General features: G+C 69.7%; 7 protein-coding genes and 1 pseudogene. 5 read left to right on the top strand and 3 right to left on the bottom strand.

Features of this window, described 5'->3' with window-relative positions; translation table 11 throughout:
• Positions 1-6 precede the first annotated feature (6 nt).
• The 3 genes from ACT4ML_RS08045 (at position 7) to ACT4ML_RS08035 (ending at position 2,341) form a co-directional block, all read left to right on the top strand.
• Positions 7-612, top strand: a complete 606-nt coding sequence (locus ACT4ML_RS08045; protein WP_444720390.1) for a DUF420 domain-containing protein — start codon at positions 7-9, stop codon at positions 610-612.
• 104 nt (positions 613-716) lie between these two features.
• The gene (locus ACT4ML_RS08040; RefSeq protein WP_444720389.1) at positions 717-1,616 is read left to right on the top strand and encodes a thiamine-phosphate synthase family protein; all 900 of its coding nucleotides are present in this window, start codon (positions 717-719) and stop codon (positions 1,614-1,616) included.
• A gap of 20 nt (positions 1,617-1,636) precedes the next feature.
• Entirely contained in the window at positions 1,637-2,341 is a 705-nt protein-coding gene (locus ACT4ML_RS08035; protein ID WP_444720388.1) for a class I SAM-dependent methyltransferase, read from the top strand.
• Between the two features lie 39 nt (positions 2,342-2,380).
• On the opposite strand, the gene ACT4ML_RS08030 is transcribed toward ACT4ML_RS08035, so the two are convergent.
• From ACT4ML_RS08030 to ACT4ML_RS08020, 3 genes and pseudogenes are all read right to left on the bottom strand, one after another.
• On the bottom strand, positions 2,381-2,791 hold the full coding sequence (locus ACT4ML_RS08030; RefSeq protein ID WP_444720387.1) for an acyl-CoA thioesterase: 411 nt from the start codon (positions 2,789-2,791) through the stop codon (positions 2,381-2,383).
• A gap of 51 nt (positions 2,792-2,842) precedes the next feature.
• A pseudogene (locus ACT4ML_RS08025) lies at positions 2,843-3,607 on the bottom strand (DUF7001 family protein).
• A gap of 18 nt (positions 3,608-3,625) precedes the next feature.
• Complete coding sequence (locus tag ACT4ML_RS08020) at positions 3,626-4,555, bottom strand: sulfide-dependent adenosine diphosphate thiazole synthase (RefSeq protein ID WP_444720386.1); 930 nt, start codon at positions 4,553-4,555, stop codon at positions 3,626-3,628.
• Between the two features lie 371 nt (positions 4,556-4,926).
• Between ACT4ML_RS08020 and ACT4ML_RS08015 the strand changes: the two genes are divergently transcribed.
• Together ACT4ML_RS08015 and ACT4ML_RS08010 are read left to right on the top strand one after the other, a co-directional pair.
• Positions 4,927-7,407, top strand: coding sequence for a DNA topoisomerase I (locus tag ACT4ML_RS08015; protein ID WP_444720385.1), 2,481 nt, complete (start codon positions 4,927-4,929; stop codon positions 7,405-7,407).
• Between the two features lie 147 nt (positions 7,408-7,554).
• Entirely contained in the window at positions 7,555-11,763 is a 4,209-nt protein-coding gene (locus tag ACT4ML_RS08010) for a sister chromatid cohesion protein PDS5 (protein ID WP_444720384.1), read from the top strand.
• The last annotated feature ends 13 nt before the right edge of the window (positions 11,764-11,776 follow it).

Here is an 11,776-nt window from a genome sequence, read left to right as displayed (position 1 = left end):
CCACTAATGGCAACCGCTGACGCAAGACGGCGGCTCCGCGAGCAGCCGATGGGCGTAACGCTCCTCCTGACGATCGTCGGGTACGCGCTGGTCCTCGGGACGTTCCTCCTCGACATCCCGATCTATCCCGATCTGACGAACGCGCAGGTCGACCTGCTGTCGCACGTGATCGCGGTCATCAACACGACCGCGACCGTCGTGCTGACGCTCGGCTGGTACTGGATCCGCGCCGGCGAGGTCGAGAAACACCGACTCGCGATGATCGGCGGGTTCGTGTTGATCCTCGGCTTTCTGGTCGTCTACCTGCTCAAGGTCGGCGGCGGCGGGACGAAGGAGTTCGTCGGCCCCGATCTGGCCTACTATCCGTATCTCGTCATGCTGGCGATCCACATCATCCTCTCGATCGTCTCGGTCCCGGTCGTCCTCTACGCGCTGGTCCTCGGCCTGAGCCACACGCCCGCCGAACTCCGCCAGACGGCACACGCCCGCGTCGGGCGGATCGCTGCCGGCGCGTGGATCCTGAGTCTCTTCCTCGGGGTCGTCACCTACGTCCTGCTCAACCACGTCTTCACCTACGAGTTCGCGTCGATCGTCGCGCCGGTCGTCTTCTAGACCGAGCGCGTCGGGTTCGATCCTCGTCGACCCCCGCTCGAGCCGGTCGCCGCCGGTCCGACCGACAAGTTATCCCGTCGGCCGCCCGTAGCCACGAGCAACGAATGCAATTCGCCGAAGAAATCGTCGTGGACGAGTTCCTCCCGACTATCCGGTCGCTGCTCGCCGGCGACCTCCGGGACCGGGGGCTCACGCAGAGCGAGGTCGCCGAGGTGCTCGGAATCAGCCAGAGCGCCGTTTCGAAGTACGCCCACGGCGACGTGACCGTCAACGATCGCATCGCCGAGGACGACCGGGTTCGGGACCTCGTCGACGAACTCGGAAGCGGACTGGCGGCCGGCGATATATCGCCCGTCCAAGCGTTGATCGAGATCGAGGTCCTGATCCGCGAACTGGAGTCCGGCGGGGACCTGCTCGCCCAACTCCACGAGGAGGCCGTCCCGGAACTGGCCGATCACGGCTCGAGCTTCCGGGTACACGACCCCGAGAGCGACCTCCGGACCAGCGAGCGTGTCCTCTCCTCGCTCCGGCGCGGACTCGGCATGCTCGAGACCGCGAGCGGATTCACGGGCCTGATCCCCGCGGTCGGCTCGAATCTGGTGGCCTGTACGCCGGACGCGGAGACCGTCGACGACGTCGCGGGCGTCCCCGGCCGGATCTTCGACGTGAAAGGACAGGCCACGGTCCCCGCGGACCCCGAGTTCGGCGTCTCCGAGCACGTCGCGCAGGTGCTGCTGGCCGCGCGCCGCCACGGCGCGGACGCCTCGGCGGCGATCAACATCACGTACGATCCCGAACTGATCGACGAACTGACCGAGCGGGGCCGCGTCGCCGCCGAGTTCGACGAGTCCGGCGACGTCGCCTCGAGCGTCGGCGCGGCGATCGAGGACGAGCCCGAGGCGACGGTGCTCTACCAGACCGGCGGCATGGGGATCGAGCCGCTGATCTACGTCCTCGACACCGACGCGGAGTCGATCGCGGACACGATCCGGTCGCTCATCTGACCGGAATCGGACTGCTCTTCATGACGACCGAATCAGCACAGGAGTTCTACGGCCGCTGGGCGCGGCTCTACGACTTCGTCGCGCGCCGAACGCCCGGGATCGCCGGTCTCCGGAGCCGCGCGGCCGCCGCCTGCCGGCTCGATCCCGGCGACACCGTCGTCGAGATGGGCTGTGGCACCGGTGCGAACCTACCGTATCTCCGCGAGCGAGTCGGCCCCGAGGGCACCGTCGTCGGGATCGACTTCACGCGACCCGTCCTCGAGCGGGCTCGCGCGGCCACCGCGGCGTACGACAACGTCCACGTTCTGCAGGGTGACGCGACGCAGCCGCCGATCAGGAGCGGCGGGAGCGGGGCGCTAAATGCGGTCGCGGACGGCGATGCGATCGACGCCGTTCTCGCGACGTTCGTCGTCGGCATGCTCGCGGACCCAGCCGATGCGGTCGACGACTGGTGCGATCTCGTCGGTCCCGACGGCACCGTCGTCCTCGCCAACGCCGCCCGGAGCCGGGAGTGGTACGCGCCGCCGGTCAACGCCGTCTTCCGGGCGATCGTCGTCCTCTCGACGCCGCCGACGACACAGCTCCGCTACGAGAACGAGCCCCACCTTCGGCTCGATGAGAAGATCGATACCGCACACGCTCGGCTCCGCGAGCGCGCGGTCGCCGTCGCGGACGAAACGCACGTCTTCGGCGTCGTTCGGCTCACCGCCGGCCGACTCGAGTGAGTCGAGCGAAGCGAACGGCCGTCGACCGCCGGTGGCCGATCACGCCGCCGCCTCGAGGCCTTCGTACTCCCGGATGCGTCGGGTCATCGCCTCGGGGATCGAACTCGGCTGCCTCGTCTCGGGATCGACGTGGACCATCGTCGTCTCGGCGGTCGCCACGACATCGCCGTCGACGCGGATCTCGTAGGCCATGGTACAACTCGAGTCGCCGAGCCGCGAGACCGAGAGCGCGACCGTGGGGTCGTCGCCCATCGTGATCGGCCGCTCGTAGGAGATCTCGAGGTTTGCGAGGACGAAGGAGATCTCCTCGGAGTCCAGTTTCGCGACTTCCTCGAGATAGGCGGTTCGGGCGACCTCGAGGTAGCTCGCGTAGACGGCGTGGTTGACGTGGTCCAGCGGATCGAGATCGCGATAGCGGACGGGAACGTCGACGGTAAACTCAGCACTCATTGTGTGTTGTCGGAGGCTACCGGGACAAAAATACGAACCGGTTCGGAGCGTTCAGGGTTCGTAGCGCTGCGCGTGATCGCGACAGAACGCGGGTGCTCGCAGTTGCGCGTCGATCAGGTCCTCGTGGTAGTGGGCGTTGTACAGCCGACAGCCCTCCCGATCGCAGAACGCCTCGCCCGTCTCGAGGTAGTGGTAGCACTGCAGGACGTACCCCTTCAGCGCGTCGGTCGTTCACGGATCGTCCGCGATCAGGAAGTCGCCCTCGACCTGATTCTCGAGGACTTCCCGCGGCGGTGTCCCGCCGGACAGGAGGGCGTGGCGCTGCTGTTCCTTGTAGTAGGCCTCGGGCTTTGCGGGAGCCTCGTAGAGGCCGGGTACCGAGACGAGCGCCGGTTGTCCGAGGACGGTCACGCGCTTGTGCCAGCGGCCGTCGTGTGTCCCCCACGTTCCGATCGCCCGATCGAGGATCGGGACGTGAAGCGTCTCGAGGCCCCGTTGATGGGCCGGAAGCGCGGCGTTGAGCGCGCGCTGAACCGTCGCGCCGTCGTAGAGCACGCCGCCCTCGAGTTCGGGGTTCTCGAGGGCGCGTTCCTCGTACCGGATCGTCCCGAGCATCGTGTTTCCCGTCTCGCGGTCGTACGGCGAGGGGACCCGCGCCTCGGCGAACCGCTCCGCGAGGTCGTCCATGCGGTGGACATCGAGGAAGCGGTCCCGGACGGTCACGTCGGCGTCGATCCGCGCTCGCAGCCAGTCGGCGATCTCCTCGACCGAGGCGACCGTCGACGGCGCGCGGTAGCAGATGAGTCGATCGACCATACAGCGGGAGATCCGCGATCAGTCGTCGGCCGGGGCCGCACGCGAGGTCAGTTCGACGGGGTCGGCGTCGACCTCGAGTTCGTCGAGCGCGACCTGTGCGGCGCGCTTGCCCGAGACGAGCATGGCACCGAAGGTCGGCCCCATCCGCGGGAGGCCGTAGGTCGTCGCGGTCGCCATCCCGGTCGCGATGAGGCCGTCGTGGACGAGCCCGGTGTGCTCGACGACGGCGTCCTCGCTCTCGCCGACCCACATCGAGTCGTGGCCGGGCGAGTCGTGGCCGGGCGCGCCGTAGGTGTCGTCGCCGGTGCTGTCCATGCCGGTCGCGTTCTCCTCGGCGTCGGCGATGCCGGGTGCGTCGAGGACGCCGCGCTCGTCGAGTTTCTTGACCGCCATCGCGTCGTGGCCCGTCGCGTCGATGACCAGATCGGCCTCGACCGCGATCGGGTCGACACAGGTGATCTCGCGGGGCAGCGCGTGGACCGGCGTCCAGTTCATGACGATGCCGCCGACGCGGTGGTCCTCGCGGATGACGATGTCGGTGAACTCGGTCATGTTCTGCATCTTCGCGCCCGCGTCGCAGGCGGCCTTGATCAGCCCGGAACAGGCCTCGGGGCCGTTCGCGACGTAGAGCCCCTCGCTGTCCTGGGACTGCTTGTAGTCGACCTCGAGTTCGTCGAGGACCTTCTGGGCCGGGTCCCGGACCGTGACCTTGTTCATCAGGAACCCGCCGAGCCAGAAGCCCCCGCCGAGGTAGTTGTTCTTCTCGACGACCATTACCTTGACACCGCGCTCGGAGAGCTCCTTCGCCGCCGTGAGCCCCGAGGGGCCGCCGCCGACGATGATGACGTCCGAGTCCGAGAAGTCCATAAACTCCTCGGTCCACTCCTGTCCGATCGCGCGGGTAACGTCCGCTTCGCCCACCTGACTGAATTTCTCGAATTCGCTCATACAACTAGGTGGTAACACCAAGTAGTGTTAAGTCTGTCGCCGCTTCGATCAGCCGTTGATACACGTTGTAGAGGTCTCTCGAGACAGGAAAATCGTCGCGAGACGTGCGGTCGTCATGGCTGTTCGCCAGCAGCTATCGGCTCGCAGCCAGTGCAAGCAGACGAGTCGTGACCAGTCAGCGATCAGCCAGCGGTCGTACACGGTCCACGCGCACGCGACGCGACCCGCACGCAACGCGACCGCACGCACACCCGCGCTGTCGGCCGGTTTTCGGCGAAAACGTTATCAGATACTCACTCGTACCGAGCCACAATGACCGACACTCGTCCGCGACGACGGCGACGGACTCGAGGAGCGGGAGGTGATCCCCGGTGGAGCTGATAATCACGGAGAAAGACAACGCTGCCCGCCGGATCGCCGACATCCTGAGCGGCGGGACCTACGACTCGAGTCGCGAGAACGGCGTCAACGTCTACGAGTGGGGCGGCAAGCGCTGCGTGGGGCTTTCGGGCCACGTCGTCGGCGTCGACTTCCCCTCGGAGTACTCCGACTGGCGGGACGTCGAGCCGGTGGAGTTGATCGACGCGAGCGTCGAGAAGACGGCGACGAAGGAGAACATCGTCGCGACGCTGCGACTGCTGTCCCGTCGCGCCCAGCGGGTGACGATCGCGACTGACTACGACCGCGAGGGCGAACTGATCGGCAAGGAGGCCTACGACATCGTCCGGAACGTCGACGAGGACGTGCCGATTCGTCGGGTGCGGTTCTCCTCGATCACGGAGAACGAGGTCCAAAGCGCGTTCGACGAGCCCGACGAACTCGACTTCGATCTCGCGGCGGCCGGTGAGGCCCGCCAGATCATCGACCTCGTCTGGGGAGCCGCGCTCACCCGCTATCTCTCCCTCTCCGCGGGGCAACTGGGCAACGACTTCATCTCCGTCGGCCGGGTCCAGTCGCCGACGCTGAAGCTGATCGTCGACCGCGAGCGCGAGATCGAGGCCTTCGATCCCGAGGACTACTGGGAGCTCTTCGCGGATCTGACGAAGGACGAGACGGCCTTCGAAGCGCAGTACTTCTACCGCGACGAGGACGACAACGAGGCCGAACGCGTCTGGGAGGAGACCACCGCGGACGAGGTCTACGAGACGCTCGCCGACCGCGACGCCGCAACGGTCGTCGACGTCAACCGGCGGACCCGCACCGACACGCCGCCGGAGCCGTTCAACACCACCCAGTTCATCCGCGCGGCGGGTGCCATCGGCTACTCGGCCAAGCGGGCGATGTCGATCGCCGAGGACCTCTACACCGCCGGCTACATCACCTACCCGCGGACCGACAACACCGTCTATCCCGACGATCTCGACCCCGAGGATCTCTTGGACGAGTTCGTCGGCCATCCCACGCTCGGCGACTCCGCCGAGTCGCTGCTCGAGGCCGACGAGATCCTGCCAACGGAAGGCGACGAGGAGACGACCGACCACCCGCCCATTCATCCCACGGGCGAGATTCCGACCCGCGGCGACGTGAGCGACGACGAGTGGGAGGTCTTCGAACTCGTCGTGCGTCGCTTCTACGCGACCGTCGCCGACGCCGCGGAGTGGGAGCACCTCAAGGTCGTCGCGGAAGTCGAGGACCACCGGCTCAAATCGAACGGCAAGCGGCTGGTCGAACCCGGCTATCACGACGTCTATCCCTACTTCTCCACCACGGAGAACTTCGTCCCCGATGTCGACGAGGGCGAGGAGTTGGGGCTCTCCGATGTCGAACTCGAGGAGAAACAGACCCAGCCGCCGCGCCGGTACGGCCAGTCGCGGCTCATCGAGACGATGGAGGAGATGGGGATCGGGACGAAGTCGACGCGTCACAACACCCTCGAGAAGCTCTACGATCGGGGCTACATCGAGAGCGATCCGCCGCGGCCGACGAAGCTCGCGATGGCCGTCGTGGACGCGGCCGAGAACTACGCCGACCGGATCGTCAGCGAGGAGATGACCGCCCAGCTCGAGGCCGACATGGACGCCATCGCGAACGGCGAGGCGACCCTCGACGACGTGACCGACGAGTCCCGGGAGATGCTCGAGGAGATCTTCGAGAACCTCGCGGAGTCCAGAGACGAGATCGGCGATCACCTCCGCAAGTCGCTCAAAGACGACAAGCGCCTCGGGCCGTGTCCCGAGTGCGGCGAGGACCTGCTCGTCCGTCGGAGCCGCCACGGCTCCTATTTCATCGGCTGTGACGGCTATCCCGACTGCGAGAACACGCTCCCGCTGCCCTCGACCGGCAAGCCGCTCATCCTCGAGGACGAGTGCGAGGAACACGGCCTGAACGAGGTCAAGATGCTCGCGGGCCGCCAGACGTTCGTCCACGGCTGCCCGCTCTGTAAGGCCGAGGATGCAGGCGAGGGGCCGGTACTGGGCGCGTGTCCCGAGTGTGGAGACGAGCACGGCGGCGAATTGGCGGTCAAAACGCTCCAGAGCGGCTCGCGGCTCGTCGGCTGTACGCGCTACCCCGACTGCGAGTACTCGCTGCCGCTGCCCCGCCGGGGCGACATCGAGGTCACCGACGAGCGCTGCGAGGAACACGACCTGCCGGAACTCGTCGTCCACAGCGGCGACGAGCCGTGGGAACTCGGCTGTCCGATCTGTAACTATCAGGAGTTCCAGGCCCGCGAGAGCGAATCCGGCTCGGACCTCGAGGCGCTCGACGGCGTCGGCGCGAAGACCGTCGAGAAACTCGCCGACGCGGGGATCGAGGACCTCGAGGATCTGACCGACGCCGATCCGGACGCGATCGCGGACGACGTCGAGGGCGTCAGCGCCGACCGCGTTCGGAGCTGGCAGGCGAAGGCGTAAACCGGCGCTGGCTCTCGACCGGTCGCGCGGATCGCAGCGTTGAATCTCGTTTTGCTGGAGGTAGAATTAACTGAGTGTGTCTGCATGTACAACTATCAACGCGATTGCGTGTAGCGGAATCACGCACGCCGTGAGACAGGGACCACTATGTCAGAATTGAACAATATAGCGGACAGAGCGGGCGAGGGAGAGGGGGACGGAGTCGAAGTCACCGTCGGTATCGATCAGTTAGAGGAGTTCCTTACGGCCGACGACCCCGAAGTCAGGGAGTACGCGGCCAAGACGCTGGCAAACGAGGCGTCGGATCGACCGGCGGACGTTCGGTCCGCGGTCGGATCGTTGACGGACTGTCTCGAGGACGATCCGGCGATCAGATCGCACGCGGCGGCGGCGCTGTCGGCCGTCGCGGCCGCCTACCCGCGAGACGCGCGGGACGCCGTGCCGGCGCTGACCGACCGCCTCGAGGGGTCGACGGCGGTCCGAGGGGACGCGGCGGACGCGCTCGCGTCGATCGCCGACGACTACGCGACCGGCGTCGCCGACTCGGCGGCGGAACTCGCGGCCTACGTCACCGACGATCAGGAGCGGGTCCGAGTTCGGACGACGGACGCGCTCGCGGCGATCGCCGACGCCGATCCCGAGCGGGTCGTGTCGATCGCCGATGAGGTCGCGGCCGCGACCGACGACGAGACCGCGACGGTCCGGGAGAACGCGACGGCGATCCTCGCGGCCGTCGCGGAGCGAGAGCCCGACGCCGTCCTCGACGCCGTCGATCGGCTCGTCGACCGACTCGAGGACGAGCCCGTCATCAGGGAACACGCCGCTCGAGCGATCCGGTCGATCGCGGCCGAGCGGCCCTCGGACGTAACGACGGCGGTCGAACCCGTCGCGGCGGGACTAACCGACGAACGCGACGCCGTTCGCACCGACGCCGCGGCAACGCTCGCGGCGGTCGCGGCGGAGCGGCCGGAGCCCGTCGGCGAGGTCGTCGGCTCGCTGGCCGCCAGCCTCGACGGCGAGGCAGCCGTCCGCCGGGAGACGGTCGGCGCGCTCCGGGCCGTTACCGGGAGCGCCCCCGACACGGTCGCGCCGGCCGTCGACTCGCTCGTCGACCGACTCGCCGACGATCTCGAGTCGGTTCGTATCGATGCGGCCGCCGCGCTGGCGACGCTGGCGGCGGAGCGGCCCGACGCGGTCGAGTCGGCCGTCGAACCGCTCGCGGAGCACCTCGAGGGGGACGAGCCGGCGGTCCGAAGCCACGGCGTCGCGGCGATCGCCGCCGTCGGGGACGCGACGCCGGAGGCCGTCGCCCCCGTCGTCGCCGAACTCGCCGCCGTACTCGCGGACGAGGACGACGACGTACGGTTCGAAGCCGCCCGCGCCGTCGCGGCGGTCGCGGCGGTTCGGCCCGACGCGATCCGACCGGTCGTCTCCCGGCTCGCCGACCGACTCGACGATCCGCACGAACCCGTCCGCCGCCGCGCGGCCGACGCGCTGGGCGAACTCGCGCTCGCGGACGCCGACGACGAGGACGGCGTCTCGGCGCTGGTCGACCGACTCGAGGACGACGACGAGTGGGTCCGCGGCCACGCCGCCCGCCGGCTGGCCGAAATCGCCGAGTCCCGAGTCGCCGACGCGCATCCGGCGGTCCGATCGCTGTGCCGGCGGCTCGAGCACGACGACGCGGCGGTCCGGCGGTCGGCCGCCAGAGACCTCGTGCCGATCGCCGCCGAACGGCCGCGGGAAGCCCGCGAGGCCGTCGCACCGCTCGGCGACCGGCTCGCGGACGACGACGCGAGCGTTCGGAACAACGCCGCGCTCGCGCTCTCCCGACTCGCGGGGACCGACCCGGACGAGGTCCGGCCGGCGCTGGTCGGGCTCTTCGGCGCGGTCGACGATCCCGACCGCAGCGTTCGCGCCACGGTCCGGGAGACCCTCGCCGCGGTCGCGCCCGTCTCTCGCAGCGACCGCCGGCCGCCGGTCGCGCTCGCCGTCGCGGAGACCGACGCCGACGAGGAACCGATCCGCATCGCCGCCTGCGAGGCGCTGGCCGCACTCGGCCTCGAGACGGGGGCCGAAACGGCGGCCGCCGTCGGGGCCGTCTGCGACCTGCTCGTCGAGCCGACGCCGAGGGTTCGAACGGCGGCGCTGGAGACGCTCGAGGCGCTCCTCGCGGCGGAGAGCGAGACCGAGCCGACGGCGATGGAGGCCCTCACCGAGATCATCTCGACCGGCGACGAGCGCGCGACCGCGGCGGCGACGGCGCTGGCCGACATCGCGCGGACGGACGCGGACCGGCTCGCCGAGGCCGCGACTCCGCTGGTCGAGCGGTTTCGGGCGGCGACGGGCGACCGGCGGCGGGCGCTCGGCCGCGTCCTGACGGCGGTCGTCGCGGAAACCGACCGCAGACCGGTCACGGCGCTGTTGCTCGACGACCTCGAGTCGGCCGAGGCCGAGACCGATCGGGCGTCGATCGCGGGCGAGATCGCCCGACTGGCGGCCGCGTCTCCGGACGACGCCGCGGAGAGCCGGGAGCGACTCGTCGCCGTGCTCGACGACGATACCGAGGCGGTCCGCGGATACGCGGCGCTGTCGCTCGGAACGCTCGCGCTCGCAGACGCCGACGACGGCTCCGCGTTGGGGGACAATCTCGACAGCGTCGACGACCGACTGCTCGACGCCGCCTCGCTCGTCAGCGGCGGCGAGACGCCGAGTCACACCGACGGGATCAACAACCAGCTCTCCGGACTGGGGAACCGCCTCGAGGACGACCCGTGGGCCGCCGGGCTCGCCGTGCTCGCGCTCGGGGTGCTCGCCGACGAGTCGGACAGCCTGCGGCCGACCGGCGTCTCGAAGGTCGCGGCCGGGCTCGCCGTCGAGAGTCCGATCGTCCGAGCCACCGCCGGACGGACGCTGGCGACGATGGCCGCGGACGATCCCCAGGGGCTCGAGGCGGCGACCGACGAGCTGTCTGCGGCGCTGTCTGATCCGGACGCCGACGTTCGAGCCGCCGCCGCCGGCGCGCTGGCCGACGTCGCCGAGTCGACCGACGAACTCGAGGCCGAGGCGGATAGTCTCGCGGCCGAACTCCGACCGCGCCTCGCCGATCCCGACGGGCGCGTTCGAGCCCGTGCGATCCGGGCGCTGACCGCCCTCGAAGCCGTCGACTCGCTCTCCGCGATTCGGCCGCTGGTCGACGACCCGGTCCCGGCGGTCTCGAGCGCGGCGTCGACCGCGACGGACCGCCTCGAGGACGGCGACGACGGGAGCGACGAGTTCGACTGGCCGATGGCCCGCGCGGGGCCGGCGGGCACCGGCTCCGTCGGTCGCGGCGACGCGCTCGGCGGGCAGCCGACCAAGCAGTGGCGCGTCGAGACCGCCGGGACCGTCGACGCCCCGCCGGCGCTGGTCGGCGACACCGTCTTCGCCACGAGCGACGCCGGCTCCGTCGTCGCACTGGCCCTCGAGGACGGAGACGAGCGCTGGCGGTTCGAGACCGACGCGCCGATCGGGACGACGCCCGCCGTGGTCGGTGACACCGTCTACGTCGGCGGCGACGCCGCGGTCTACGCGCTCGATATCGAGACGGGCGAGCGGCAGTGGCGGTATCGGATGGACGCTACGGTCCGCACGTCCCCGGTCGTCGCCGACGGAACGGTCTACGTCGGCAGCGACACCCTCCACGCGATCGACGCCGACACCGGCCACCCGCGCTGGACGGCCCCGCTCACGGATTCGCTCGTCGGCGTCGCCGTCGACGATGGCGTCGCCTACGCCGCCTGCGCCGAGCGCGTGATAGCGCTCTCGGCCGCCGACGGGAGCCGGCGCTGGGAGACGTCCCTCGAGGTCGCGGGAACGGTACGAACGCCACCGGCGGTCGCAGACGGGAGCGTCTACGTCGGCTGCGGGGGGACGCTGTGCGCGCTGTCGGCCGCCGACGGCTCGCGGGAGTTTCGGTTCGACACCGGCGGCAGGTTCGCCGCGTCGCCGGCGGTCGCGAACGGGAGCGTCTACGCCGCCAGTACCGACGGAAGCGTCTACGCGGTCGACGCGAGGACGAGCGCGGAACGCTGGCGGGTCGACGCCGGCGAGGCGACGACCGATCCGGTCGTCATCGACGACACCGTCTGTCTGGGTACCGGCGACGGCCACGTTACCGCGCTGGGGATCGCCGACGGCTCCCGGCAGTGGGAACTCGCGGTGGACCCCGTGACAGCGGTAACGGCGCTCGCCGTCGCGAGCGAGCGGCTCTGTCTCGTCGGGCCGGACGGCATCACCGCGATCGGGGACGCGCAGTCGTCGTGGAAGGAGTCGATTTCGGGGCTGTTCACCCGGTTCGGAAACGGCTCGTCGTAGGTCTCGGCGGCTC

Origin of the sequence: Natrinema sp. LN54, assembly GCF_052439245.1 — an archaeon.
Lineage (GTDB): Archaea > Halobacteriota > Halobacteria > Halobacteriales > Natrialbaceae > Natrinema > Natrinema versiforme_A.
Note: the sequence above shows the minus strand (reverse complement) of the source record. Positions and strands in the feature narration are given on the sequence as shown.